The sequence below is a fragment of the Pseudomonas sp. FSL R10-2964 genome (assembly GCF_009600035.1).
Lineage (GTDB): Bacteria > Pseudomonadota > Gammaproteobacteria > Pseudomonadales > Pseudomonadaceae > Aquipseudomonas > Aquipseudomonas bubulae.
In genome coordinates, this window is record NZ_WIWH01000017.1 from 69,347 (window position 1) to 95,473 (window position 26,127).

The 26,127-nt window shown below is 59.2% G+C and carries 28 protein-coding genes; 14 read left to right on the forward strand and 14 right to left on the reverse strand.

Translation table 11 applies throughout. The features are described from left to right. The first annotated feature begins 17 nt into the window (after positions 1-17). A complete protein-coding gene (locus tag GHN92_RS11735) occupies positions 18-902 on the forward strand; it encodes a sugar nucleotide-binding protein (RefSeq protein ID WP_094999478.1) in 885 nt (294 codons plus the stop codon). Further along, positions 895-1,824: an NAD-dependent epimerase/dehydratase family protein gene (locus GHN92_RS11740; protein WP_153380208.1), complete on the forward strand. Its 930-nt coding sequence runs from the start codon at positions 895-897 to the stop codon at positions 1,822-1,824. The genes GHN92_RS11735 and GHN92_RS11740 overlap by 8 nt, the downstream gene beginning before the upstream one ends. 59 nt (positions 1,825-1,883) lie before the next feature. On the opposite strand, the gene GHN92_RS11745 is transcribed toward GHN92_RS11740, so the two are convergent. The 5 genes from GHN92_RS11745 to GHN92_RS11765 all read right to left on the reverse strand — a co-directional run bounded on the left by GHN92_RS11745 (position 1,884) and on the right by GHN92_RS11765 (position 5,950). Continuing rightward, the gene (locus GHN92_RS11745; protein WP_094999476.1) at positions 1,884-2,582 is read right to left on the reverse strand and encodes an OmpW family protein; all 699 of its coding nucleotides are present in this window, start codon (positions 2,580-2,582) and stop codon (positions 1,884-1,886) included. 240 nt (positions 2,583-2,822) lie between these two features. Continuing rightward, positions 2,823-3,332, reverse strand: a complete 510-nt coding sequence (locus tag GHN92_RS11750; protein WP_370688634.1) for a DUF3299 domain-containing protein — start codon at positions 3,330-3,332, stop codon at positions 2,823-2,825. Positions 3,333-3,357: 25 nt separating this feature from the next. Further along, a complete protein-coding gene (locus tag GHN92_RS11755) occupies positions 3,358-4,623 on the reverse strand; it encodes an ABC transporter permease (RefSeq protein WP_095019069.1) in 1,266 nt (421 codons plus the stop codon). A gap of 1 nt (position 4,624) precedes the next feature. Then, positions 4,625-5,335: an ABC transporter ATP-binding protein gene (locus GHN92_RS11760; protein WP_094999473.1), complete on the reverse strand. Its 711-nt coding sequence runs from the start codon at positions 5,333-5,335 to the stop codon at positions 4,625-4,627. Between the two features lie 51 nt (positions 5,336-5,386). After that, positions 5,387-5,950 carry a DUF2796 domain-containing protein gene (locus tag GHN92_RS11765; RefSeq protein WP_153380210.1) on the reverse strand — a complete coding sequence of 188 codons (564 nt, stop codon included), beginning with the start codon at positions 5,948-5,950 and terminating at the stop codon, positions 5,387-5,389. A 133-nt stretch (positions 5,951-6,083) separates the two neighbouring features. On the opposite strand from GHN92_RS11765, the gene GHN92_RS11770 reads away from it, so the two are divergent. After that, positions 6,084-6,431 carry a hypothetical protein gene (locus GHN92_RS11770; protein ID WP_094999471.1) on the forward strand — a complete coding sequence of 116 codons (348 nt, stop codon included), beginning with the start codon at positions 6,084-6,086 and terminating at the stop codon, positions 6,429-6,431. 164 nt (positions 6,432-6,595) lie between these two features. On the opposite strand, the gene trxA is transcribed toward GHN92_RS11770, so the two are convergent. From trxA to GHN92_RS11785, 3 genes are read right to left on the reverse strand one after another with little or no spacing between them, the layout of a single operon-like run. After that, positions 6,596-7,471, reverse strand: a complete 876-nt coding sequence (trxA, locus tag GHN92_RS11775; protein ID WP_094999470.1) for a thioredoxin — start codon at positions 7,469-7,471, stop codon at positions 6,596-6,598. A 31-nt stretch (positions 7,472-7,502) separates the two neighbouring features. Continuing rightward, entirely contained in the window at positions 7,503-8,192 is a 690-nt protein-coding gene (locus tag GHN92_RS11780) for a methyltransferase (protein ID WP_153380212.1), read from the reverse strand. After that, positions 8,189-8,638 carry a hypothetical protein gene (locus GHN92_RS11785; protein WP_094999468.1) on the reverse strand — a complete coding sequence of 150 codons (450 nt, stop codon included), beginning with the start codon at positions 8,636-8,638 and terminating at the stop codon, positions 8,189-8,191. The genes GHN92_RS11780 and GHN92_RS11785 overlap by 4 nt, the downstream gene beginning before the upstream one ends. A gap of 139 nt (positions 8,639-8,777) precedes the next feature. Here GHN92_RS11785 and nrdR point away from each other — a divergent pair, with 139 nt between their 5' ends. The 10 genes from nrdR (at position 8,778) to GHN92_RS11835 (ending at position 16,276) form a co-directional block, all read left to right on the forward strand. Continuing rightward, positions 8,778-9,242, forward strand: a complete 465-nt coding sequence (gene nrdR, locus GHN92_RS11790) for a transcriptional regulator NrdR (protein WP_029611200.1) — start codon at positions 8,778-8,780, stop codon at positions 9,240-9,242. Then, positions 9,239-10,372 carry a bifunctional diaminohydroxyphosphoribosylaminopyrimidine deaminase/5-amino-6-(5-phosphoribosylamino)uracil reductase RibD gene (ribD, locus tag GHN92_RS11795; protein ID WP_178102621.1) on the forward strand — a complete coding sequence of 378 codons (1,134 nt, stop codon included), beginning with the start codon at positions 9,239-9,241 and terminating at the stop codon, positions 10,370-10,372. The genes nrdR and ribD overlap by 4 nt, the downstream gene beginning before the upstream one ends. A 46-nt stretch (positions 10,373-10,418) precedes the next feature. After that, a complete protein-coding gene (locus tag GHN92_RS11800; protein WP_086795767.1) occupies positions 10,419-11,081 on the forward strand; it encodes a riboflavin synthase in 663 nt (220 codons plus the stop codon). 16 nt (positions 11,082-11,097) lie between these two features. Further along, positions 11,098-12,189, forward strand: a complete 1,092-nt coding sequence (gene ribBA, locus GHN92_RS11805) for a bifunctional 3,4-dihydroxy-2-butanone-4-phosphate synthase/GTP cyclohydrolase II (RefSeq protein ID WP_094999467.1) — start codon at positions 11,098-11,100, stop codon at positions 12,187-12,189. Between the two features lie 90 nt (positions 12,190-12,279). Further along, complete coding sequence (ribE, locus tag GHN92_RS11810) at positions 12,280-12,756, forward strand: 6,7-dimethyl-8-ribityllumazine synthase (protein WP_003444275.1); 477 nt, start codon at positions 12,280-12,282, stop codon at positions 12,754-12,756. Next, positions 12,753-13,253, forward strand: a complete 501-nt coding sequence (nusB, locus tag GHN92_RS11815; RefSeq protein WP_094999466.1) for a transcription antitermination factor NusB — start codon at positions 12,753-12,755, stop codon at positions 13,251-13,253. Before ribE ends, nusB begins: the two co-directional genes overlap by 4 nt. Before the next feature lie 15 nt (positions 13,254-13,268). Beyond that, on the forward strand, positions 13,269-14,228 hold the full coding sequence (thiL, locus tag GHN92_RS11820; RefSeq protein ID WP_153380214.1) for a thiamine-phosphate kinase: 960 nt from the start codon (positions 13,269-13,271) through the stop codon (positions 14,226-14,228). 223 nt (positions 14,229-14,451) lie between these two features. Beyond that, on the forward strand, positions 14,452-15,069 hold the full coding sequence (gene ribA / locus GHN92_RS11825; protein WP_165446501.1) for a GTP cyclohydrolase II: 618 nt from the start codon (positions 14,452-14,454) through the stop codon (positions 15,067-15,069). Next, positions 15,066-15,485 carry an MFS transporter gene (locus GHN92_RS11830; protein ID WP_094999463.1) on the forward strand — a complete coding sequence of 140 codons (420 nt, stop codon included), beginning with the start codon at positions 15,066-15,068 and terminating at the stop codon, positions 15,483-15,485. The genes ribA and GHN92_RS11830 overlap by 4 nt, the downstream gene beginning before the upstream one ends. Beyond that, on the forward strand, positions 15,485-16,276 hold the full coding sequence (locus GHN92_RS11835; RefSeq protein ID WP_153380216.1) for a cobalamin-binding protein: 792 nt from the start codon (positions 15,485-15,487) through the stop codon (positions 16,274-16,276). Before GHN92_RS11830 ends, GHN92_RS11835 begins: the two co-directional genes overlap by 1 nt. Positions 16,277-16,364: 88 nt before the next feature. Here GHN92_RS11835 and GHN92_RS11840 read toward each other — a convergent pair whose 3' ends face one another. The 4 genes from GHN92_RS11840 to GHN92_RS11855 form a co-directional block, all read right to left on the reverse strand. After that, on the reverse strand, positions 16,365-18,248 hold the full coding sequence (locus tag GHN92_RS11840; protein WP_153380218.1) for a TonB-dependent receptor domain-containing protein: 1,884 nt from the start codon (positions 18,246-18,248) through the stop codon (positions 16,365-16,367). A 187-nt stretch (positions 18,249-18,435) separates the two neighbouring features. Then, positions 18,436-20,334 (reverse strand): 1-deoxy-D-xylulose-5-phosphate synthase, encoded by a 1,899-nt coding sequence (gene dxs, locus GHN92_RS11845; RefSeq protein WP_094999460.1) that lies wholly within the window; start codon positions 20,332-20,334, stop codon positions 18,436-18,438. 132 nt (positions 20,335-20,466) lie between these two features. After that, a complete protein-coding gene (gene ispA / locus GHN92_RS11850; RefSeq protein ID WP_153327130.1) occupies positions 20,467-21,354 on the reverse strand; it encodes a (2E,6E)-farnesyl diphosphate synthase in 888 nt (295 codons plus the stop codon). Next, positions 21,351-21,593, reverse strand: a complete 243-nt coding sequence (locus GHN92_RS11855) for an exodeoxyribonuclease VII small subunit (protein WP_019824297.1) — start codon at positions 21,591-21,593, stop codon at positions 21,351-21,353. The genes ispA and GHN92_RS11855 overlap by 4 nt, the downstream gene beginning before the upstream one ends. A 490-nt stretch (positions 21,594-22,083) precedes the next feature. Here GHN92_RS11855 and GHN92_RS11860 point away from each other — a divergent pair, with 490 nt between their 5' ends. Further along, on the forward strand, positions 22,084-23,166 hold the full coding sequence (locus GHN92_RS11860) for a YhcG family protein (protein ID WP_094999458.1): 1,083 nt from the start codon (positions 22,084-22,086) through the stop codon (positions 23,164-23,166). A gap of 124 nt (positions 23,167-23,290) precedes the next feature. Here GHN92_RS11860 and GHN92_RS11865 read toward each other — a convergent pair whose 3' ends face one another. Both GHN92_RS11865 and GHN92_RS11870 read right to left on the reverse strand, forming a co-directional pair. Continuing rightward, positions 23,291-25,051: an ATP-binding protein gene (locus GHN92_RS11865; protein ID WP_153380220.1), complete on the reverse strand. Its 1,761-nt coding sequence runs from the start codon at positions 25,049-25,051 to the stop codon at positions 23,291-23,293. Continuing rightward, positions 25,048-26,094 carry an SIR2 family protein gene (locus GHN92_RS11870; protein WP_153380222.1) on the reverse strand — a complete coding sequence of 349 codons (1,047 nt, stop codon included), beginning with the start codon at positions 26,092-26,094 and terminating at the stop codon, positions 25,048-25,050. Before GHN92_RS11870 ends, GHN92_RS11865 begins: the two co-directional genes overlap by 4 nt. Between the last annotated feature and the right edge of the window lie 33 nt (positions 26,095-26,127).

Consider the following 26,127-nt stretch of genomic DNA (forward strand, 5'->3'; position numbering starts at 1 on the left):
CTGAGCCTGCATACTTTATGCGAATGCGCCTTATGTTATTGGGCGGCGGAAATGCCCTCGGGCAGGCGCTGATTCGTCTGGGTGCCGAGGAAGACATCAATTTCCTAGCCCCGCGCCCGCCGCAAGACGGTTGGGACGCCGCGAGCCTCACGCAACTGCTCGATGACACCCGCCCGGATGCTGTCATCAACCTTGCGTACTACTTCGACTGGTTTCAGGCGCAGACAGTAAGCGAGTCGCGTCTTGCCGCCCAGGAGCGCGCTGTCGAGCGTCTGGCCGAACTGTGCCAGCACCACAGCATCACCTTGTTGCAACCTTCCAGCTATCGGGTTTTCGATGGCTCGCGTGCGACGGCCTACAGCGAAAAGGACGAACCCGTCCCGCTCGGGTTGCGCGGTCAGGCACTGTGGCGTATCGAACAAAGTGTGCGGGCCATTTGCCCGCAACATGTGCTGCTGCGTTTTGGCTGGTTGCTCGATGACAGCCCGGATGGCACCCTCGGGCGGTTTCTGGCCCAGGCCGAAAAACCGGGTGAGTTGTTGATGGCCGATGATCGACGGGGCAACCCGACGCCGGTGGATGATGCTGCGCGGGTGATTATCTCGGTACTCAAGCAGCTCGATTGCGCGGCGCCGCTGTGGGGCACTTACCACTACGCCGGGCACGAAGCGACAACGCCGCTGGCGCTGGGGCAGGCAATCCTGGCCGAGGCCCGTAACCTGCACGAACTGGCAATCGAAGCGCCGACACCCCAGGCGCACGCCGCGCGGCCCGACGCGGCAGAAGAACCCCAGCACGCGGTGCTGGCGTGCAAAAAAATTCTACACACCTTCGGGATCAAGCCTCGCGCCTGGCGTGCGGCGCTCCCCACTTTACTGGACAGGTTTTATCGTCATGGTTGATGCTCCCGTTTTAATCACCGGTGGTGCCGGTTTTATTGGCTCCAACCTGGTAGACGCCTTGTTGGCCAAGGGCTACTCCGTAAGAATTCTCGATGACATGTCCACAGGCAAACGCAGCAACTTGCCAATGGCCAACTCGCGGGTCGAGCTGATTGAAGGTGACGTGGCCGATGCCGCACTGGTTGCCAAAGTCATGGCCGGTTGCAGCGCAGTGGTTCACCTGGCGGCGGTTGCTTCGGTACAAGCCTCGGTAGACGACCCGGTGCGTACTCACCAAAGCAACTTCATCGGCACCCTGAATGTGTGCGAAGCCATGCGCGAAACAGGGATCAAGCGCGTTGTTTTCGCCTCCAGTGCTGCGGTCTACGGCAATAACGGCGAAGGCGAGTCGATTGTCGAAGACACGCCTAAAGCGCCATTGACACCTTATGCCGCCGACAAGTTGTCCAGCGAGTACTACCTGGATTTCTATCGTCGCCAGCACGGTCTGGAGCCGGTGATCTTTCGCTTCTTCAATATCTTTGGCCCGCGCCAGGACCCATCCTCGCCTTATTCGGGCGTGATCAGCATTTTCAGTGAGCGTGCTGAAAAGGGCCTGCCGATCACCATCTTTGGCGATGGCGAACAAACGCGCGACTTCGTGTATGTGGGTGATCTGGTCAAGATTCTGGTGCAAGCCGTCGAAACCGAGAACGCTGAAGCGGGTGCCGTGAACGTAGGCTTGAACAAGGCCACTACACTCAATCAAATGCTGGCAGCGTTGAGCGAAGTGATCGGCGAGTTGCCACCGATCAGCCACGGTCCGGCCCGCTCGGGTGATATCCGCCATTCCCGTGCTGACAATAGCCGTTTGTTGCAACGCTTCACCCTCGGTGAAACCACACCAATGAGTGTCGGGCTGGCACGCCTGCTAGGCCGCTAAGAATCTCCCGCCCACAAAAAAGGCGCCTTTCGAAGGCGCCTTTTTTATGATTGCCGGACTTAGAATTTGTAGCCCAGGCCAACCATGTATACCCATGGGTCCACGTCTACGTTGACCTTGGCACGAGTGCCTGGTGCCACGGCGTTGTTTTCCACAGTGGCGCGGGTGTCGATATCGATATAACGCGCCTGGGCGTTGATCATGATGTTGTCGGTCAGCATGTAGTCAGCACCCAGCTGCCAGGCCATGCCCCAGGAGTTTTTTGCCTTGAAGTTGTCGAACCCTTCGGCGCTGGCACGGCTGCCGACGTGTTCGTCGTAGATCCAGGTGTAGTTGATGCCGGCACCGACGTAAGGCTGGAATGCCGATTTGGTATCCAGTGGGTAGTACACAACGCTCAGGGTTGGCGGCAAGTGTTTGAGGCTACCCAGTTTGCCGTTGGCGGCTGCCAGGCCAGTACCCTTGAGTTTCACGTCATGCTCAAACGGTGTGGCTGCCAGCAGTTCGATACCCACATGGTCGGTGATCATGTAAGCGAAGTTCAGACCCAGTTGCGTGTCGCTGCTCATGGTCGCCTTGCCACCCAGATCAGCACCTGCCAACGGGCCTTGATCAACCTTGACGCTGGAGCTGTCGGCTTTCGGGTTTACCGTGATAGCACCGGCACGCACGATGATGTCGCCTTCCGTGTGCGCGTGGGCAAGAGGGGCGACGACGGCGAGCGCAAGGGCGGCTGCGCTGAGCAAAGACTTGTGCATGGGAGCTCCATTTGGATATTTAAAATTTATATAACCAATGGTAATGAGCGCCCAGGCCTGTTCAGTTGACCCAGCTCAATGAAAGCGTGAAGTTGTGAAAAATTCGTTAATTGCCTAGAGCCCCTTACCCCAACCCTCTCCCGGAGGGAGAGGGAGCTGATGGGTGGCGTTGCGCAAACCTGCTTTTGCTTTCAGTCCCTTCTCCCACTGGGAGAGGGCTAGGGTGAGGGGCCTTTGGGGTTACTCCGGCAATTCATACACCACGATCCGCTGCGCATCCATCTGATACCCCGCATCCGCCAGTTCGCTAGTGCTGGCCTTGACCTGCAGCGCGCCCACGATCCAGTACGGCTGGTACAACTCGTCGAGTTTGACCCCTTCCTTGCTGGTCACGTGCACGATCTGGTTCGACGGCGGTGGCGGTACATGGATGCAGGCACCGAAGTACGGCACCAGCAAAAAGTCCGTGGTGCGCCCGTCTTCGCTGACTTCAAGGGGCACGATATACCCCGGCAGGCGAATCAACTGGCCATCCAGCGCCGGGACCACCGGCGCATTGGGCAAGTCCTGCCTGGCTGCCGGGGCGGCTTCCATATTGCCCATCTGCGAGAGGTCATGCAGGGGCGTCATGTCCGGTGCTTCAGGCGGCGCATCCGCCGGGATCATTTCCGACCAGGTCAGCTCTTTCGGTTCGGCCGCCCACAGCGGCGTCGCAACCAGCAGTAACAGTGCCAGCAGCACGCGAGACATTGCAGACCTTTTCATAAATGTAAGCTCATAAACGAATGGACAGACCATCTGCCAGCGATTGCCGGTAGGCGCGCCAGGCAGGCACGCAGCCCATCAACAGGGCCGCTGCCAGAATACCGCCGAGCAGCGTCCATTCATATTCACTTGGCCACGCCAGTGGCAAATACAACCCGTAGTTCGATTGCACATAGCCTTGCGCGACGGCAATGCACACATACAACAGACCGACACCGGCGATCACTCCGGCGAGTGCCAGAGCCAGTGCTTCGAACACCAGTAACGTGGCGATATGCCAAGGGCGGGCGCCCACAGAGCGCAAGATCGCCATCTCGCGGCGCCGCTCATTGAGGCTGGTCAAGATTGCGGTGAGCATGCCGATCAGTCCGGTCAGTACCACAAACAGCGACACCACAAACAACGCTTTTTCAGCAGTACTCATCAAGCTCCAGAGTTCCTGCAGGGCTACGCCGGGCAAAATCGCCATCATCGGCTCACCGCGAAAATCGTTGATCTCCCGTTGCAGGGCAAAAGTCGAAATTTTGCTGTTCAGGCCCAGCATGAACGCAGTGATGGCCTGGGGGGTTAGGTCCATATTGCGGGCCTGGTCAGCGCTGATACGCCCGGCACCGTGGGCGGGCACGCCGTTATGCCAGTCGATATGGATTGCTTCCATACCGCCCAGGCTGATATGCAGCGTGCGGTCCACCGGGGTACCGGTGCGCGCGAGAATGCCAACCACGGTGAACGGTTTGTCGTCGTGCTTGACCAGGCTGATCGCGGCCACGCCATGAGCCAGCACCAGTTTGTCGCCCAGTTTGTAATGCAGGGCATCGGCGACTTCGGCACCCAGTACCACTTCGAACGGATCGCTGGCAAAAGGACGGCCGCTGGCCAGTTTCAGGTTTTGCTTGTGGCCGTACTGGTAGTGCTCGAAGTACGCCTCGCTGGTGCCCATCACCCGATAGCCGCGGTGCGAGTCGCCCAGGGACATGGGGATGGCCCATTTCACTTTCGGGTTGTTGGCGAAATGTTCAAAGCTGTCCCAACGAATATTGTTGGTGGCATTGCCGATGCGGAACACCGAATACAGCAGCAGATTGACCGAGCCCGAGCGGGCACCCACGATCAGGTCGGTGCCGCTGATGGTACTGGCGAAGCTGGCGCGGGCTTCGGTGCGGACCCGTTCCACGGCCAGCAGCAGGCACACCGACAGGGCAATGGCGAAGGCGGTCAGCAGTGCGGTAAAGCGGCGGTTGGCCAGGCTGGCCAACGCTAGACGAAACAGATACATCTCAGACCTCTACCGACAGGGCGGCGCGATTGAGTTCAGACAACGACAGGTTACGGTCGAACAGAGGGGCCAGGCTTTGATCGTGGCTGACAAACAACAGGCTGGCACCCGCTTCACGGCATTCGGCAAACAGCAGCTGGATAAAGGCTTCGCGAGCGTCCGCGTCCAGCGCTGATGTGGGCTCGTCGGCAATCACCAGTTCGGGCTGACCGATCAGTGCGCGGGCGGCGGCAACACGCTGCTGCTGGCCGATGGATAACGAGTCTGCACGTCGCTCCAGCAGGGCCGGGTCTTTAAGGCCCAGATGGGCCAGCAGGGTTTGCGCGGCGTTATCCACACTGCCGTGGCGTTGCACGGCGCGGCTGGCACGCAGTTTGGAAAAGTGGCAAGGCAGCTCGACGTTCTCGCGAACCGACAAAAATGGCAGCAAATTGAATTGCTGGAAGATATAGCCCGTGTGGTCAACCCGGAAACGGTCACGGGCCCCGGAACCCAGCTCTCCCAGCTCCTGGCCGAGCAAGCGGATGCTGCCGCTGTTGGCTTTTTGCACGCCGCCAAGCAACCCCAGCAAAGTGGTTTTGCCACTGCCACTGGGGCCTTTGAGGAACAGGGTTTCACCTGCTTGCAGGCGAAACGCCGGAATATCCAGTAGCACGGGGTGCCCCGGCCAGCTGAAACTCAGGTCGCTCAGTTCGATAAGTGCTTGGGTCATTGGGGGAGGAGATCGCCTGGGGGTTGGTGGAAGTCTTTCTGTGGGAGCTGTTTAAAACTTCAGCACAGGTGCCTTGGCTGTCACTTCCACGGCTTGCTGACCGCTCGGGCCGATCAGTTGTACCTTGAATTTATGGGTGCCGGGGAATGTCTTGAAAAACTGCGCCAGATCCAGCGCTTTCAAAGCGTCCGGCGTGCTGCAGGTAAACGCATAGTGGGCTTCGATATCGCTGTGGTGGTGCTCGCCCTTGGCGCTGCCTTCTTCCGGCGCCGGTTCGAACAGCGGGCTTTTCAGTTCCTGCGCTTCAGCTGTGCAACCGGCGGCCTTGGGGATGCTGAACAGCACCAGTGGGTCTTCCAGTTGTTTGCGTACCGAGCTGACTTTGGCCTTGTCAGCATCAGTGGTAGCAACGTGTTCAAAGCCCACCAGGTTCATCGACGGGCCATCCAGGTCCAGTTCCAGGGTCTGGCCGTCGAGCGCGACATTCAAGCTGCCTACGCCATGTTCATGGGGCGCCAGGCTGCTGTGTTCATGGTCGTGATCATGATCGTCGGCGGCGTGAACCATCGCCAGCGGCAACAAGGCAAACGGCAAAGCAAGAAGCAAACGGCGCATGGGAGCACTCCAGCAGAAATGTGAAAATATTGTTATGTGATCTTATAACAACTGTTGCGAGAGTTTGCCCGTGTGCTTGGCGTTACGCAAGGCGCGTGGGAGCATGGCTGCAAGAAAATTGAGGAGCACGACGATGGTGCGCATTCGCGGAACGATAGGCGACTGGCCGGTGGATTTGACGGTGGAGCTGGATGAGAGCGACTGGATAAAGCTGGGCGCGCAACTGCACGTCAGTGAAGCACCGATCAGCCAGCCGCCCGCAAAACCTGCGAATCAGGATGATGCCGTGTGGGAAGCCACCAAGGATTTGCTGCGCAAGGCTGGACAGATCAGCGGGCCGGAATTGCTGGGGCAGCTTGAAGCGCTGACCGGCAGCACGGGCGCAGGCAAACGCTTGTTGGTGCGCCTGCGCCATTGTGCCGAGGTGAAAGTGGTTAGCGGTGCTGATTCGCCGATTTACAGCTGGGTTGACGTGGCGTAACAAAAACTCCCGTAGCAACTGCCGAGGGACGAGGCTGCGTTCGGCAGCTACAGGAACACTGCAACTGTGGGAGCGAGCCTGCTCGCGAAGGTCGTTCGCGAGCAGGCTCGCTCCCACAATAGGGCTTGACCTGCAACAGAGTATCTACAGATATGTATCGGGGTTTAGTACAGCGCAGCAAACAGCTTGCGGCGGTAGGTGGTGACCAGCGGGTGATCATTGCCCAGCAGGTCGAACACCTGCAGCAGGGTCTTGTGGGTGATGCCTTCGTTGTAGCTGCGGTTGCGGGTAAACAGTTTCAGTAGCCCGTCCAGTGCGCCTTCATATTGCTGGCGTGCCAGTTGCTGGATTGCCAGTTGATACGCCGCTTCGTCGTCCTGCGGGTTTTGTGCCACGCGGGTCTTCAGGTCAGCCACATCCGGCAAGTCCGCCGCCTGGCGCAAGAACGTCAGTTGCGCCTTGGCGCCCGCCAGCTCGGCCTTGTGCTCGTCGCTCTTGACCGCATCCAGCACCGCTTGTGCTTCAGTCAGCTCGCCACGTTCAGCCAGGCAGCGGCCATACAGGATCAGCGCTTTGGCGTTGCTGTTGTCTTCAGTCAGGATGCTTTTGAGCAAGGCTTCAGCATCGGCAAAACGGCTTTCGGCAAACAGCGCCTGGGCTTGAACCAGCGGGTCTTCAACCGCAGCTTCAGGCATCACCACATGGGGCGCGAGCATGGCACGGATCGCTGATTCCGGCTGGGCTTCCTGGAAACCGTCGACCACTTTGCCGTCCTTGAACAGCACCACGGTGGGCAAGGTCTGAATGCCAATGCGGCCAACAATATCCTGCTCGACATCACAGTTGACCTTGGCCAGCAGCAGTTCGCCCTGATAGTCCTCGGCAATTTGCTCCAGGATCGGCAGCATCACCTTGCAGGGAGCGCACCACTCGGCCCAGAAATCCACCAGTACGGGTTGGTCGAATGAGGCCTGGACCACCAGCCTGTCGAAGTCAGTGGAGGTCACGTCGAAGCTGTAAGAAGGCGTAGGCTGATTCATTTCGTGTCTCGAAGCAGGTAAATAAGAGCAACTATAAAGGCTGGGCGCAGTGGCTGAAAGGCACAGGCTCGCGTTGTGCGTGATACAGGCTGACGTTGCGAAATTCGTGGGGCTCGGCCAGGTCGGGCAGGGTCAGGGCCTTGAGCATGGCCAGTTGCCGATAAAGCGGGTGCTTGAAGTCGCGTACGCGGGAATCGGCTATCAGGGTCTGCTGGCCGCGGCTAGGGAACTGATCCAGCAGCGGCAGGTTTTCTCGGTCGTAGAGCACATCAGCCACCAGGATCAGATCGAACCGGTCCGCCTCGGCAAAAAAATCGCTGGAGTAGCCCAGCGCGACATCGTTGAGCTGGGCATTGGCCCTGCAGGCCGCCAGTGCCAGCGGGTCAAGGTCACAGGCCACCACTTCCAGCGCCCCGGCCCTGGCTGCTGCAATCGCTGCAACGCCCGAACCGGCACCAAAATCCAGAACGCGCTTGCCCTTGACCCACTGCGGTTGCTCGGCCAGAAAGCGTGCGAGCGCCAGCCCGCTGGCCCAGCAAAAGGCCCAGTAGGGAGGTTCGTAGAGAATGCGCCGGGTTTCGTCGGGGGTGAAGGCGAGATCCATATTGTGGGCATCGATCAACCAGAGTTTGAGCGCGGTGCCGGGCAAGTCGGTCGCCACCAGCCGCGCATCACCCAGCAACTCGCTCAACGACTGCTGCAGGCCAAACGGTATATTCATGGTGCTTTGACGAAGGCCAGGGTACCCAGCGCCTGCGTGGTGGGCTGGTTGATGATCCGCGAAGGCAGATGCAGGATCAATTGCCCGGACTGGCTGGCGCGGCCGCGCAGCTCGACCCGCATGCCGGTCGGGAAGGCTTGCGGATTGAAGCGCAGCTTGAAAGGCAGCGCCTGGCTGTTGCCGAGGATCTTGCTGCTGGCCATCAAGCCTTGGGGGCGGCCACGATCGTCAACGATCAGCATGGCCAGCTCGACCTCGGCGCCTGCCGGCACACCGGTCAGCACTCCGCTCAACTCGCGCTGATATGACGGCAGCGGGCCAAGGTCAGCCGGGGCATCGGTTTTTGGCTGCGTCAGCACTTGGGGCTGTGCCGATTTTGGCGGCTCACTGCTACAAGCGACCAGCAAACTGGCAAGGCACAGCAAAACAAGCGTTCGTAGCGGCATACACGGCTCCAGCGGCAGGTCAGTCGGTGTATCAGATTGTGTAAAAGATAGTAGCCCGTCTGTATACCGTAAAGCCTATGGCTTGTCTTGCCAGTGGGATGCGCTAACATGGCGCTCCCCATTTTTGTTGGCTGCCACCATGCACTGTCCCTTCTGCGGTGCCAACGACACTAAAGTCATCGACTCGCGTCTGGTTGCCGAGGGCGACCAGGTGCGCCGCCGGCGTGAATGCCTGGCCTGTGGTGAACGTTTCACCACCTTTGAAACAGCTGAGTTGGTATTACCCCGCCTTATCAAGCAGGACGGCAGCCGCCAGCCGTTCGATGAAGAAAAGCTGCGCGCCGGCATGCAGCGTGCGCTGGAAAAGCGTCCGGTGAGTGTCGAGCGTCTTGAAGCCGCGCTGGCCCGGATCAAGCACAAGCTGCGCGCCACTGGCGAACGCGAAGTCAAATCGCTGGTTGTTGGTGAACTGGTCATGGGCGAGCTGCAAAAGCTCGACGAAGTGGCCTATATCCGCTTTGCCTCGGTCTATCGACGTTTCCAGGACTTGAACGAGTTCCGCGAAGAGATCGACCGTCTTGCCCGTGAGCCTTCCAAAGAATGATCCAGTCCACAGAACAATCGATTTTAGACACCCATTACATGGCGCGGGCCATCGAGCTGGCGCGCATCGGGCTGTACACCACCCACCCCAACCCCCGTGTCGGTTGCGTCATCGTACGTGACGGGCAGATCGTCGGCGAAGGCTGGCACGTGCGCACCGGCGAGCCCCATGCCGAAGTCCACGCCTTGCGCGCGGCCGGTGAGCTGGCGCGGGGCGCCACGGCCTATGTCACCCTTGAGCCGTGCAGCCATCATGGGCACACCCCACCGTGCGCCGAAGGGCTGATTAGCGCAGGTGTGGCGCGTGTGGTTGCAGCCATGCAGGACCCCAACCCGGAAGTTGCCGGGCGTGGCCTCAAGCGTTTGGCCGATGCCGGTATTGAAGTGCGCAGTGGTGTGCTGGAAGCCGATGCCCGGGCGTTGAACCCTGGTTTTCTCAAGCGCATGGAACACGGCCTGCCGTTTGTACGGGTCAAAATGGCCATGAGCCTTGATGGCCGCACCGCGATGGCCAACGGCGAAAGCCAGTGGATCACCGGGCCAGAAGCGCGCTCGGCGGTGCAGCGCTTGCGGGCCCAGGCCAGTGTGGTGCTGACGGGTGCGGATACCGTGCTGGCCGATGGCGCCCGCCTGACCGTGCGCGGCCCTGAACTGGGCCTGAGCCCCGAGCTGACCGCGCTGGCGCTCAGTCGTCCGCCGTTGCGGGTGTTGATCGACGGGCGTTTGCGGGTGCCGCTGGATGCACCGTTCTTCAAGGCCGGGCCAGCGCTGGTTGCCACCTGCGTGCCGCCTGCCGAGCAATACCGTACCGGGCCCGAGTGCCTGGTGATCCACGGCGCCAATGGCCAGGTCGACCTGCGCAAGTTGTTGCAGGCGCTGGCCGCCCGCGGCGTCAACGAAGTGCTGGTGGAGGCCGGGCCGCGTCTGGCGGGGGCTTTTGCCGAGCAGGGGTTGGTGGATGAATACCAGATATTTGTCGCGGCCAAGTTTTTGGGCTCTACGGCGCGGCCATTACTGGAGCTGCCGCTGACCCATATGAGCGAAGCGCCATTGCTCAAAATTACCGACATGCGCGCGGTAGGCGATGACTGGCGAGTCACTGCCATACCTGTGCCGTCAGCGAGCGTATAATTCTCAGCCTTCGTGTTACGCAGGCTTTGTTCTCAAGGGGAACGCCATGTTTACCGGCATCATTGAATCCATCGGCAGCATCCGTGCATTGACCCCCAAGGGCGGTGATGTGCGAGTTTCCATCGACACCGGCAAGCTCGACCTGAGCGACGTCAAACTCGGCGACAGCATCGCCATCAATGGCGTGTGCCTGACCGCCGTTGAGCTGTCGGGCAACGGCTTTGCCGCTGACGTCAGCCGCGAGACCCTCGATTGCACCGCGTTCAACGACTTGAAAAGCGGCAGCCGGGTCAACCTGGAAAAGGCCCTGACCCCGACCACGCGCCTGGGCGGTCATCTGGTCAGCGGCCACGTTGATGGCGTGGGCGAGGTGATCTCCCGTGAGGAGAACGCCCGTGCCATCGAGTTCCGCATCCGTGCACCCAAAGAACTGGCCAAGTACATTGCCCATAAAGGCTCGATCACGGTCGACGGCACCAGCCTGACAGTGAACGCGGTCAATGGCGCCGAGTTCTCGCTGACCATCATTCCGCACACCCTGAGCGAAACCATCATGGGTGACTACCGTCCGGGTCGCCGGGTCAACCTCGAGGTCGATTTGCTGGCGCGCTACCTTGAGCGTTTGCTGCTGGGTGACAAAGCTGCCGAGCCGACCTCGGGTGGCATCAGCGAAAGTTTTCTGGCCGCCAACGGCTTTCTCAAATCCTGACGTAAGGGGGTGCCGCGTGGCGCTCAACAGCATCGAAGAACTGGTTGAAGATATCCGCCAAGGCAAGATGGTCATCCTTATGGATGACGAAGACCGCGAGAACGAAGGCGACCTGATCATGGCCGCCGAGTGTTGTCAGGCCGAGCACATCAACTTTATGGCGCGCTTTGCCCGTGGCCTGATCTGCATGCCGATGAGCCGCGAGCGTTGCGAACTGCTCAAGCTGCCGTTGATGGCACCGCGCAACGGTTCCGGTTTTGGCACCAAGTTCACGGTCTCGATCGAAGCGGCCACCGGCGTCACTACCGGCATCTCTGCCGCTGACCGCGCGCGCACCGTGCAAGCGGCGGCCGCCAAGGACGCCAAAGCCGAAGACATCGTCAGCCCGGGCCATATCTTCCCGTTGATGGCTCAAGCCGGTGGCACCCTGGCCCGCGCCGGCCACACTGAAGCCGCCTGTGATCTGGCGCGCATGGCCGGGTTCGAGCCAAGCGGAGTGATCTGCGAAGTGATGAACGACGATGGCACCATGGCCCGTCGCCCTGAACTGGAAGCTTTCGCGGCCGAGCACGGCATCAAGATCGGCACCATTGCCGACCTGATCCACTACCGCATGATTCACGAACGTACCGTTCAGCGGATTGCCGAGCAGCCACTGGACAGCGAGCTGGGCCAATTCAATTTGGTGACCTATCGTGATTCAGTCGAAGGCGATGTGCATATGGCACTGACCCTGGGCAAGATCTGCGCCGAAGAACCGACCCTGGTGCGCGTGCATAACATGGACCCGCTGCGCGACCTGCTGATGGTCAAGCAGCCCGGCCGCTGGAGCCTGCGCGCCGCCATGAGCGCGGTGGCTGAGGCCGGCAGCGGTGTGGTGCTGTTGCTCGGTCACCCCCTGGATGGCGATGTATTGCTGGCCAATATCCGCGAAACGGCAGACCACGCGCCGGTGAAAAAACCGACCACCTACAGCATCGTCGGTGCCGGTTCGCAGATCCTGCGTGACCTCGGTGTACGCAAAATGCGCCTGATGAGTTCACCAATGAAGTTCAATGCCATATCCGGTTTCGATCTGGAAGTTGTAGAATACGTGCCCTCCGAATAAAGACCGGTCGTGTCCAGTCCGAATTCGTGGCCCAATATCCTAAAGAGCGCATGCAAATGCGCTCTGGCTCTTTAATACGAGACATACCGAATGACCCTGAAGACCATCGAAGGTACCTTCATCGCCCCCAAAGGTCGCTACGCACTCGTAGTTGGCCGTTTCAACAGCTTCGTCGTCGAAAGCCTGGTGAGTGGTGCCGTTGATGCCCTGGTTCGCCACGGTGTGAACGAAAGCGACATCACCATCATCCGCGCACCTGGCGCGTTTGAAATCCCGCTGGTCGCGCAAAAAGTTGCCCAGCGCAACGAATTCGCCGCCATCATCGCCCTGGGCGCCGTGATTCGTGGCGGTACTCCGCATTTCGAATACGTTGCTGGCGAGTGCACCAAGGGCTTGTCCCAAGTGTCCATGCAGTTCGGCGTACCGGTTGCCTTCGGCGTGCTGACCGTTGACTCGATTGAACAAGCCATCGAGCGCTCGGGCACCAAAGCTGGCAACAAAGGCGCAGAAGCTGCCTTGTCCGCCCTTGAAATGGTTAGCCTGTTGGCACAGTTGGAGGCCAAGTGATTTCCGACGAAAGCGATCGTTTCAACCCGCGCGAGCCGAAACCTGCGGACGCTGGCAAGCCTTCCAAGAGCGCCAAGCGCCGTGAAGCGCGTCAACTCGCAACTCAGGCCCTGTACCAATGGCACATGGCCAAGCAGTCGCTGAACGAAATCGAAGCGCAATTCCGCGTCGATAACGACTTCTCCGACGTTGATGCTGCCTACTTCCGTGAAATCCTGCACGGCGTGCCTGCGCACAAAGGCGAGATCGATGCTGCCCTGGTTCCGTGCCTGGACATCACCATCGAAGAACTCGATCCGGTTGAGCTGTCTGTTCTGCGCCTGTCCACCTGGGAGCTGATCAAGCGTGTTGACGTGCCTTACCGCGTTGTAATCAACGAAGGCATCGAGCTGGCGAAAGTGTTCGGCTCCACCGACGGCCACAAGTTCGTCAACGGTGTGCTCGACAAACTGGCGCCACGCCTGCGTGAAGCTGAAGTAAAGGCTTACAAGCGCTAAACCGCGCTGTCGGCCATGGGCGAGTTTGAGCTGATCCGCAACTTCTTCGCTGCCGCGCCCTGTGCGCAGGGCGGCGAGGGTGTTGCCCTGGGTATTGGCGACGACTGCGCCCTGCTGGATGTTCCCTTCGGGGAACAGCTGGCGATTTCCACCGACACCCTGGTAGCCGGGGTGCACTTCGCAGATCCCTGCGACCCTTTCCTGCTCGGTCAGCGTTCGCTGGCGGTGGCGGCCAGTGATTTGGCGGCCATGGGCGCAACTCCTGTCGCATTTACCCTTGCCCTGACCCTGCCGACGTTTGACGCCGAGTGGCTGCAAACCTATGCCCGTGGTTTGAACCTGATGGCCCAGACCTGTGGCCTGCGCCTTATCGGTGGCGACACCACGCGCGGGCCATTGTGTCTGACCCTTACAGTTTTCGGGCGAGTGCCCACGGGCCATGCCCTGACCCGCAGCGGCGCGCGCCCCGGTGACCTGCTGTGTGTGGGTGGCGAGCTGGGCAATGCGGCCGGGGCGTTGCCGTTGGTGCTGGGACAGCGCACCGCGGCATCGATGATCGGCGAACCGTTGCTGGCTCATTACTGGTCGCCACAACCGCAGTTGGCGCTGGGCCAGGCCCTGCGTGGTAGAGCCACCTCGGCGCTGGATATTTCCGATGGCCTGCTGGCCGATTGCGGGCATATCGCGTCGGCGTCGAAGGTGGGGCTGGCGATTGAACTCGACCGGGTGCCGGTCTCGCTGGCGCTGGAAGAGTTCCTGGGCGAGGCGGGAGCGCAACAGGCAGCGTTGAGCGGCGGTGATGACTATGTACTGGCGTTTACCTTGCCTGAGGTTGAGGTGCCGACCCTGCTGGCCGATGGCTGGCCTATCCATGTGATTGGTCGCGTGGTTGAAGGGCAGGGCGTCACGCTGCTGGATGACGAAGGCCTGGACATTACTCCGGCAGTGCACGGCTATCAGCATTTTCGTGCGTGACCCTGTGGGAGCGGGCTTGCTCGCGATGGCAGCGCCACGTTCAGCCTGATACACCGCATCGCCTGTTTCGCGAGCAAGCCCGCTCCCACGGGGCCTGTGTAGCGTAAGTCATCAAACTTTTAGATATTTATCCTCGGTAATTCAGCCTAAGCGTCTGTAGGAACCTCCTGTTACAATGTCGCCTCTGCGAATTTCCAGTACTCAAACTGATCAGGAGCACACGGTGCCTGTCGTTTTCGTTGCCGCTTGCAAATTACCCACCCCCTTTGCCGAGTTCACTATGCATGGCTTCCTTGAGAAGGCCACGGGTCGTGAACACGTTGTGCTCAGTTTGGGCGACGTTACAGACGGTGCGCCGGTTCTGGGGCGTGTGCATTCCGAATGCCTGACCGGTGACGCCCTGTTCAGCCAGCGCTGCGACTGCGGCTCGCAGCTTGAAGCCGCCTTGCAGGCCATTGCCCGCGAAGGTCGTGGCGTATTGCTGTACCTGCGTCAGGAAGGCCGTGGCATCGGCTTGCTCAACAAAATCCGTGCCTACGAGTTGCAAGATGGCGGCGCCGATACCGTTGAAGCCAACGAGCGCCTCGGCTTTGCCGCCGACCAGCGCGATTACGCCATTTGCCTGCCGATGCTGGAGCACGTAGGCGTGCATTCGCTGCGCCTGATGACCAACAATCCGCGCAAGGTCAAAGCCCTGACTGACATGGGCATCACCGTGGCCGAGCGTGTGCCGCTGCACACCGGGCACAACCCGCACAACAAGCTGTACCTGGCGACCAAAGCCAACAAGCTAGGGCACATGATGGGTAACCAGCATCAGAGCGAGGCTGACCCGGCATGACCCGTGGCCAGCGTCGTCGGCGCCTGAGTTTCAGTTGGTGGCAACAGCTGCTGCTGACCCTGCTGCCTCTGGTGCTGGTCTGCTGGTTTTTCGGCAGCGCCGAGCCGTTGCTGCCTGAGCTGGCAATGCCGTTATTTATTGCGGGCGTGGCTTCGATGTTCGTCACCCTGCGCACGTTCGGGCCTTACAAACATGGCCTGATCAATCTGCAGAAAGCCCTCGACACCCCACAGGAACCTGCAGCCTGGGATGAGTTGGCGCGTGCACGTCAGCGGTCCCTGCTAGCTGCGGGGCTGCCCACCTGGATTGCCACGCTGGCGGTGTTTGTCGGGCTTGAAGGCGTACCGCTATTGCTGCTGGTACTGTCAACGCTGGTGCTGTTTTACCTCTATCGCGTCCCCCGCCAGGTAGGCTGATGCGCGTCTGGCTGGCAGCTCTGTTGCTGACTGTCAACTTTTCTGCCCAGGCTGTCAGCCGCGTGGTGAGCCTGTCACCGTCCCTTTCTGAAATGGTTGTCGAACTCGGCGCCGCCGATTTGCTGGTAGGGCGTCTGGAAGCAGGGGAGCCGTTACCTGAGCTTGCCGGCGTGCCTTCTGTGGGCCGCTACGGGCAACTGGACATGGAGCGTCTGCTCAGCCTGCAACCCGACCTGCTTTTGCTTTGGCCAGGCAGTGTGGGTGTTGCCCAGCGCGAGCAATTGCGTAACCTGAATATCCCCACCTTCACCGCCGAACCGGCAAGCCTCGATCAACTGGCCGATCAGGTTGAAGCCCTGGCCATCGCCCTGGGTCGCCCGCAGCGTGGAAGGGAGCAGGCAACGCAACTGCGCCAACGTCTGGCACAACTGCGTGAACAGTACCGGACTGACGTGCCTGTGCGGGTGTTTTATCAGGTGTGGGATCAGCCGCTGTACACCATCGGCGGCGGGCAAATCATCAGTGATGCGCTGGCAGTGTGCGGGGCAAGCAATATGTTTGACGACCTCAAACTGCCGGCGCCGCAGGTTGGTATAGAGTCTGTGTTACAGCGTAATCCTGAGGTGATTATCGCCGGCACCCAGGCGCAGCTGGATGCCTGGAAAGCCTGGCCGCAGATCGATGCGGTCAAGCATGGGCGTTTGCTGCTATTGGCCGACAAGGGCCTGGAGCGTCCGAGCGGGCAGATGCTGGAAGCGACGGCCAGATTGTGTGAGCAATTACAGAGATAAAAATTATCTGTGGGAGCGGGCTTGCTCGCGATGCAGGTGATGCGCAGTGTCAGGTAAGTCGCGGTGATGCTATCACGCTCCCACAGGTTTAGAACGTCGGCGTCCAGGTAATTGCCAGCTGCAGCGAGCGCCGTTCTTCGCGGTAGCCATAGTAGTTGCCGTCATAGCTGTACAGCGCGCGGGTGAAGCTTTTGTCCAGCAGGTTATCGACCTTCAGGTCGAGCCGCACTTCTGAGCTGGCCTGCCAGTTGCCGCGTAATCCCAGCAAGCCATAACCGCCAACGGGCTGCTTGTTGTCTTCATCATTGAAGCTGCTGCTCACCGCTTGCCAGCTGGCGCCGACACCTACCTTGTCAAATTGCCGATCCAGATCCAGGCTCAAGGTACGGCGTGCGCGGCGGCTCAGGGTATGGCCGGTATCACGATCGCGCGGGTCAATAATCGCGATACCCAGGCTGCTCTGCCAGCCGAACCATTCTTGCTGCAACGCGCTTTCGAAACCGGTGATCCGTGCTGCGCCGATGTTCTGCTGAATAAAGTCGGCATCGGCCACAATCGCGTCGCGAATATCGGTGCGATACAGCGAGGTTTCCAGGCGACTGGTCTCACTTAGCTGACTGCGCCATTGCAACTCGTAGCTTTTTGAGTATTCCGGCTTGAGATCGGGATTGCCGAACTGCGGGTAGTACAAGTCATTGAACGTCGGTGCGCGAAACCCTTCACTGTAAGTCAGCATAACGTCGTTGTCGGCGTTCAGCGGCACCATCAGGCTGGCGCTCCAGGTATTGTGGCTGCCAAATTGCTGGTTCTGGTCGTGACGCAGGCCCAGCTCGGTCGAGAAGTATTCGCCGTGGAAGCGGTGCTGAACAAACGCGGCGCGGTTCCAGCGGCTGTCTTCCTCGAAAACGGTGCTGCTGCGTACCCGGTCTTGATAGGCGTCGGCGCCGAGGATCAGGCTGTTTTGATCGTCCAGCGTCAGGTTGTTCTGCCAGTTCAGCGAGTCGCGATAGGTGTTGAAGCTGTAGATCTCGGCGCTGAGTTTGTCCCGGGTTTTTTCACGGTTTTCGCTGTGACCCAGCTCCAGGCGCGAGTTCCAGCGTTCGTTCAGTTGCGCGTCGATAAAACTGCCGACGCTGCTGATATCAAAATCGCTGTAGAGCTGTTGGCCACTGACAGTCTGGGTCTGCGGGTCCCAGCGCCCGAACGAATTGTCGAGTTCGGTCTTGCCGACGTTTTTCATGGCCGTCAGGCCAATTTCAAGCTCCTGGTTCAGGTAGTGGCTCAGGTTCAGGCTCAGTGACTTGTTGCGATAGGCGTCGTGGTCGCTGTCGCTGGGGAAGGATTCGTGGGTGCGGTTGATCCCGGCGGTTTGTTCCAGGCTGCCACTGAGGTTGTAGCGCGTTTGCCCGTCGCCACCGGAGATGCCCAGGCTGTTTTGCGAGCTGCCATAACTGCCAACTGCACTATGCAGGCGAAGCTGCGGGGCTTGATCGGCACCGCGTCGGGTGAAAATCTGGATCACACCGCCAATCGCATCGCTGCCGTAGATCACCGAGCGCGAGCCGCGCAGCACTTCAACCCGCTCGATCTGATCGATATTGAGGTACTGCAGATTGCTGTCGGCCGAAGTGGCATTGGCCATGCGCTGGCCGTCGACCAGCACCAGGCTTTGCGCCGACTTGGTGCCGCGAATGTAAATCCCCGGCAAACCGCCGCGTCCACCGCTGCGGGCCACTTGTACACCGGGTACCCGGCCGAGCAAGTCGGTCAGGCTGGTGGGTTGCAGGCGGTCGATATCGTCACGGGTGAACACGCTGTTGGCGCTTGTGCTGTCCGAGCGAGCCTCGACCTGGCGATTGCCGGTGATCAGGATCTGCGGGAGTTTGAGCGCATCTTCGCGCTCCAGCGGCTCTGCAAGCAAAGGGCAGGCGGGGATAAAACCGAGGATCAGGGCAAGACGAAGGCGTTTCATGGTGTCTCAACAGGGTGTTGGGCGGATCGTAGCAGCTGCCGTAGGAACGAGGCTGCGTCCGGTGGCGTTGCCACCGTAAACCATGCCTCGCGGTGTATCAGTATCACCGAGGGGGGCGGATTTACGATCGCTTCGCAATCGAACGCAGCCTGCGGCAGCTGCTACGAAATCGCGCAGACCAAGTGGCTCAGAGCCCCAGGAGTTCCATGCGCTGACGCACCGAGGCTTCGATACCTGCCGCATCCAGGCCGCATTCGGCCAGCATCTGGCTCGGTTTGGCATGTTCGACGTAAATATCCGGCAAGCCCAGGTGCAGCACAGACTTGAGCACGTTTTCACGGGCCAGGAACTCGCTGACGCCGGCGCCTGCGCCGCCCATGACAGCGTTCTCTTCGATGGTCACCAGCAGCTCATGGCTGGCAGCCATTTCGCGAACCAGCTCTTCATCCATCGGCTTGACGAAGCGCATGTCGACCACGGTGGCGTCGATTTTTTCTGCCACTTGCAGGGCTTCTGCCAGTTGCACGCCGAATACCAGCATGGCGACTTTCGAACCCTGGCGACGAATCACGCCCTTGCCGATTTCCAGCGGCTCGAGGTTTTTTTCGATCACTGCGTTCGGGCCTGTGCCGCGAGGGTAACGCACTGCCGCCGGGCCGTTGTACAGGTGGCCGGTGGTGAGCATTTTGCGCAGTTCGTTCTCATCGCTCGGGGTCATGATAAGCATGCCCGGGATGCAGCGCAGGAACGACAGATCGAAGCTGCCAGCGTGGGTCGGGCCGTCTTCGCCCACCAGGCCGGCACGGTCGATGGCGAACAGCACGTCAAGATTCTGCACCGCGACGTCATGCACCAGCTGGTCGTAACCGCGCTGCAGGAACGTCGAGTAAATTGCCACTACCGGCTTGGAGCCTTCGCAGGCCATGCCGGCAGCAAAGGTCACGGCATGTTGCTCTGCAATCGCCACGTCGAAATAGCGCTTTGGATACCGCTCGCTGAACGCAATCAGATCCGAGCCTTCTTTCATGGCCGGGGTGATGCCCACCAGGCGCTCATCGGCAGCGGCCATGTCGCACAGCCACTCGCCAAACACGGCGGAGTATTTGGGCCCGCTGGGTGCCTTCGGTGCAGCTTTCGGAGCATTGAGCGGTTCGAGCTTGGTGATGGCGTGATAGCCGATAGGGTCCGCTTCTGCCGGAGCGAAGCCCTTGCCTTTTTTGGTGACGATATGCAGAAACTGCGGCCCTTTGAGGTCGCGCATATTGCGCAGCGTCGCGATCAAGGTCGGCAGGTCGTGGCCATCGATCGGGCCGATATAGTTCCAGCCCAACTCTTCGAACAGGGTGCCGGGTACCAGCATGCCCTTGGCGTATTCTTCTGTGCGCCGCGCAATTTCCCACGCACCAGGCAGACGCGAGAGCACCTTTTTGCTGCCTTCGCGCATGCTTGCATAGGTGCGGCTCGACAGGATCTTGGCCAGGTAGTTGGACAAACCACCAACATTGCGCGAGATCGACATGTCGTTGTCGTTGAGGATCACCAGCATGTTGGCGTCGACTTCGGGCGCGTGGTTCAACGCCTCAAACGCCATGCCCGCAGTCAATGCGCCGTCACCGATCACGGCAATCGCCTTGCGCTCGCTTTTTTGCAGGCGGGCGGCAATGGCCATGCCCAGCGCTGCGCTGATCGAGGTGCTGGAGTGGCCGACACCAAAGGTGTCGTACTCGCTCTCGGCACGACGCGGGAAAGCGGCAATGCCGTCTTTCTGACGCAACGTTGCCATCTGCTCGCGACGGCCCGTGAGGATTTTATGCGGATACGCCTGATGGCCCACGTCCCACACCAGCCGGTCGTCCGGGGTGTCGAACACGTAGTGCAACGCGATGGTCAGCTCAATGACACCCAGGCCGGCACCGAAATGCCCGCCCGTCTGGCCGACGGTATAGAGCAATTCCAGGCGCAACTCATCGGCCAGGGTTTCCAGCTCGGCTTCTGCCAGGCGGCGCAGGCCCGCAGGCGTGCCTGCCCGGTCAAGCAGGGGCGTAGTCGGACGGTTGCGGGGAATCTCTTGAAACGTCGTTGGCATCAGGCGAATCGTTATAGGTATAAGAAGAGGCGGCAGTTTACCTTATGGAACGTAAGCTGCCCACGCAGTCTGGCATTCGTTCGTAAGACCTTGGCATTAGAGCTGTCAGAAAACGTTACCGAGGAGCGCCCTTTAGTGGCGTCGCTCAACGATATAACGTGCCAGTTCACGCAGCGGTTCGGCGGCTGCATCAAAATGTCGCAGGGCGTTGAGCGCCTGGTCGCGCAGCTCAAGCGCATAGCCTTTGGCCTGCTCCAGCCCCATCAGGGCGGGGTAGGTCGGTTTGTCCCGTGCTATGTCGGCCCCCTGGCGTTTACCCAGAGTTGCGGTATCGCTTTCAACATCCAGAATGTCGTCCTGAACCTGAAACGCCAGGCCAATGGCCCGTGCATAAACGCTCAGTGCGTGCAGGTTGTCTTCGTTTGCATGACCGCTGGCCAGGGCGCCCAGTTGCACGCTGGCTTCGATCAGGGCGCCGGTCTTGTGCCGGTGCATGTATTCCAGCGCGGCCTGGTCGAGCTTGAGCCCCACCGAACCGAGGTCGATCGCTTGCCCGCCGACCATGCCCGCCGGGCCTGCAGCAAAAGCCAGGGCCGTGACCATGCGCAAACGGGTGTCGGCGTCCAGGTTGCTCAGGCGCGGGTCGAGCAAAGCGCTGAACGCCAGGCTTTGCAGGCCGTCGCCCGCCAGAATGGCGCAGGCTTCGTCGAACGCTTTGTGGGTGGTTGGCTGGCCGCGACGCAGATCGTCATCGTCCATTGCGGGCAAGTCGTCGTGCACCAGCGAATAGGCGTGGATCAATTCCACGGCACAGGCCGCGCCATTGGCTTGCTCAGGTGTACTGCCGAGGGCTTCGCAGGCGGCATAGGCCAGCAGCGGGCGAACCCGTTTGCCGCCATTCATGACGCTGTAGCGCATGGCCTCATAAAGACGGGCCAGCTCGGGAGCCGGAGCGACAAACAGGCTTTCAAGCGCCGCATTGACACGGGCCTGGCTGCTGATCTGGTAAGCATCAATCATTCGGACTGTTCCGCATCAAAAGGCTCTTGTGCCAGCTCACCGTCACGCTCAAGCAGGATCTGTACTTTCTGCTCGGCCTGGGCCAGTGCGCCCTGGCAATCACGGGTCAGGCGGATGCCTTGTTCGAAGGCGGTCAGGGAATCTTCCAGCGACAGCTCGCCATTTTCCAGACGCTCGACCAGTGTTTGCAGGTCAGCGAGTGACTGTTCGAAATCCGGGGAAGCTTTTTTGCGGGCCATGGCGGCATTCTCGGTAGGCGTTAAAACCGGCTGACACTAGCAGACGGCGGGTTTTGGGGCAAATCGACAGGGCGCCCATGTATCCAGGTGAGGGGGTTTTCACTTGTCGCTACTAAACGAGTGGGTGGCAGCCGTACGCAGGTTAGTCGACCGGTGCATCCGGAACCCGGCGCGCCACAAGGGCGCCCTGCGCACGGCCACCATAAAACACAGGCCGTAAAAAGCACCTTGCGGAGGTGTTGCCTTGCGCCGGATTACAGATCGGGCGACTAAACCCGACCGCTGATTTTGCAGCGATGGCCCGAGACTATTTCCCGAGTTTGGCAGGCGTAAGCGAACGGGATTTTTCTCGGAAGTTTCACGAGAATGAAAGCGAAGTGTCGTACGAAAAGACCGAATTTAAAGGCTTATGTTGTGTGCCCTGCCAGCGATTGGATCTGTGCACTGCAGATGTTTCGAGCACGCTGGCGTGGTCACGAGAGAAAAAGCCATGAGTGAAACTCCTGTTGGTTTGAGTGCGCAGCCCGAGGGCTACAGTGACTGGTTGAGCGATCTTAAAGGCCGCATTCATGGCGCCCAGCAGCGCGCCACGTTGGCGGTGAACCGCGAGCTGGTGCTGCTGTACTGGCAAATCGGTCACGACATTTTGACCCGCCAGACACAGCAAGGTTGGGGCACGAAAGTGATTGAGCGTCTGGCGCTGGATCTGCGCGCAGCCTTCCCGCACATGAAAGGTTTCTCGCCACGCAACCTCAAATATATGCGTGCCTTTGCCCAGGCATGGCCTGACACAGCAATTGTGCAAGAGGTGCTTGCACAATTGCCCTGGTATCACCAATTGGCGTTGCTGGACAAACTCCCCGGCCCCGAAACCCGCCGCTGGTATGCGGCCAAGGCCATCGAACACAACTGGTCGCGAAATACGCTGGTCATGCAGATCGAGGGTCGTTTACTGGAGCGCAGTGGCAAGGCCGTGAGCAATTTTGAAAACTTCTTGCCCAAACCCCAGTCCGATTTGGCCCGTGAATCGTTGAAAGATCCTTACCGTTTCGACTTTCTTGGCCTTGGCGCTGATGCGCATGAACGAGAGATAGAAACTGCTTTGGTCAGGCATGTCACCGACTTTTTGCTGGAGCTGGGCGCAGGTTTTGCCTTCGTCGGCAAACAAGTGCTTTTGAATGTGGGAGGTGACGAGTTTTTTATCGATCTGCTGTTCTACCACCTCAAGCTGCGCTGCTATGTAGTGGTTGAACTCAAGGCCGGTAAATTCAAACCGGAGCACCTTGGGCAGTTGGGTTTTTATCTGGCCGCCGTGGATGGGCAGGTCAAGGATCCCCAGGACAGCCCCACCATCGGCCTGTTGCTGTGCTCCAGCAAGAACAAGGTGGTGGCCGAGTACGCCTTGCGCGATAACACCCGGCCCATCGGCGTGGCCGAGTACCAGTTGGTAGAGTCACTGCCAGCAGAGTTGCAGACCAGTTTGCCCAGCATCGAACAGATCGAACGCGAACTGGCGGGTGATGGCGTCGCTATCGAGGAGTGTCGAGTGAACGAGGATTATTTCAGGCATTAAAAAGCCGGCTTGTGGGCGGCGTTATTTGTTGGTTATTGCCTTATTTTACTAGGTTTTATGGGGGGCTCTATTTTTGTCCCCCCATTTATCCCCCCACTCTTGCTATGCGAGATGCACTGCTAGGTTAACCATCCACGTTTTTAGTCTGACTTCTCAACGATTCAACGGCATTTGCCAGCGCTTCGATATCAGGTGCTTGAGAACCCCAGTCTTTCCAGAAATCACGGGTTGCGCTGTCAGGTGTGATGCTGGGGAGGTCCAATTTGATGCGTGATGGTAGGAGTACTGCGTCCCCTAGCATTAAAGCTTCGCCTGTATCTAGTAACGGAAGGACGCTAGTCAAGCCTGCTAACGAGTCTGGCATTAGGCGCTTGATAACGTTTTGGTCTACATCGTTGGTAAGCCGCAGCGCTAAGAAATTGTTGCATTGGCTCAAAATCGTTCTACTGACGTCTGAAGGGCGCTGACTGACAACAAGGAGTGAGAAGCCATACTTTCGCCCTTCCTTCGCTATCCGCTCGAAGGCTCCAAGCGCTTGTCGTTGAACCGCATCCGCATCGTCTCGGACAGGCAAGTACAAGTGCGCTTCGTCGCAAAGTAACGTAACGGGTGTGCGTTTTTCAGCGGTCATCCAAAACTGCACGTCGTAGAGCAGTCGAGCAAGTGTCCCTGTCACCACAGGCAAGACATCAGATGGGACTTCCGAAAAATCGATAATTTTAATGCCCTTGCCATTGTTTGAACCTAAGAGCCGGGTAATCTGCGCAGCCAGCCATCCGTAAGTATTTGCTACTGCTGGGGGTGAGAACATAAAGCCATAACGACGGTCTTCGAGCTTGGCTTCCATTCGCGATATAAAACGTGTCAGCTTGTCTTCCCACTCACCTTTGACTGGGCCGGTCTTGCCTACACCTTTTGCCGTGTTGTCTGTATTCAGAACGGCAAGTAGATCTGCGATTGCGTAGGGGATCGGCGAGTCAACGGTGAATGTCTTTGCGACATCGTTCTTACCTTCCAATTCAAGCGTTTTCTGCTTCAGTGCTCGGACGTGAGAGGTAAACCTTGATGCCTGGTTTGGAGCGTTTTGGTCGCTACGGTCAAGAATCATCGACAGCATTTCGTCGCGATTGAGTAACCAATACGGCAGAAAAAGTGCGTCGTCTTTTGGGGCGGCCAAGTCACCAGGTCCGGCGATGCGAATGCGCGTCGCACAGCCCCCCTTGGCGGCGTCGGCCAACGGGGCATACTCCCCGTGCATATCAAATACAATTATATTCGGGTATTTGAGCTGTGCTGCCCGCTCCAGAATCAGGGCGACTGCGTAACTCTTACCCGAACCAGTGCTCCCCAAAATTGCCGCATGCCGTTGAAAGAACTTGTCGCCACTAGCAATGGCTTCAGCAGTGCGGTCAGCGACAAAGACCCCTAATTTCAATCTCTCGTTTTCGGGGTAGTCTGCTCCGAGAATACCCATGAACCGCTGAAGATTTGCGCCCTCAATGACAAAACACTCGCGGTCAATTTGCGGGAAACTGTCAGCGCCCCGTTTGAACGTATTTTTCTTATCACCGTCGACCGTCCTGAAGGTACCAATCAGTGCCCCCCGAACTGTATCCGTCGGTACGGCCATAAGGGGTAGCTCTTCACCTTCAATTGGCAGCTCATCAGGGAGATCATCGCTTAAGGTACGTGTAACCCGCTCGGTAATGGCAATCAAAAACTCTCTTTCGGTGCTGCCTTTGATCGCGATGAGGTTACCGATGCCGATCCGTGTTAACAGAACTGAGTTCGAAACATCTACAGCTACTCGGCTCGTATCCACAGAGGAGACGCGACCGAGCACGTCAGGCTCAGCAAATTGCAGTGCTGCAGGCGTATCAGTCATGGCTCAAGAACCTCCGTTACGAATGAATCTACGTCCCAAATTCCGATGTCTGGAAAAAAGAACTCCTTTTGTTCAGCAATGACGGCGGTACCTGCAACCCCGCCTATGATTGAATGCTCAATGGCGATCACGTTGGCGTGCATGAGCGCCATTTGTCGTGCCACGGCGGAAAGGGAACGGGTAAGCATGAGAGTAGGCTTACCACTTTTAATACCTGGGGTCAGGTGTGTTTCTAGGTGATCGTCATTGAAGCCGTAACCAAGAATCAGGTAGCGGCCGGCCCGATCAATAGCTTCATTTGCACGAGCACGGTGCAGATCGAACGGGCTTTCATACCCATTTCTGAATTTGTTCTGTCCTGGCGTGATAATCAACCGAACAGCATCTGGCAAATCTCCCCCATAGCAGACAGGGCGTCCAGCTCGCACATACCAATCCAGGCTTCCATGCGGTTTGCAAATGAGAGCCCGTGGTCGATATTGCAATGACACTGCCGCCCGTCGAGGCTTGACCGTGGCCGCGCGGCAAAAGCTCATTTGACTCTCGCGTTCATTTAGTTGCCCCGCAAATCGTCCGATAAACATCGTGTCGGCACCAATGTCGGCCTCCTCGGCTGCGATCTCAACTAGGCGGTCATAGTTTGTCGTTACTATGGTCATGCCCGCCACTGGTTTGACCAAATGCATAAGCAATCGCGTCAGTCGGAGCTTCCGCTTGCCTGTGAACACCTCAGACACGACGGTACGTTCCCGCTCTGAAATGAGCCGGCCAGTTGCCGCAGAAATTGACGCTTCAAGCTGAGGCGTAGGTGGTGCGGCTAGTAGCGCTGCTTCCAAACCTTTGGTCGAGATAAGTTGCGATGCTGCTGACCACGAAGCAGCGTCTGCATCACTGAGTCCATGCCCCACATTGGCCAAGAGGTAATCCGCCAGCTCTCCCATACCAGGCAAGCCTTCAGCACAAGAAACGCCAGACCCCACAATCGTGACAAGCCCATCACCCAGATGAGCTTGTAATCGAGACTTTAAAATATGTAGGTCCATTTCCCGTGTCCTTGGAATCGCTATGTCGTTCCT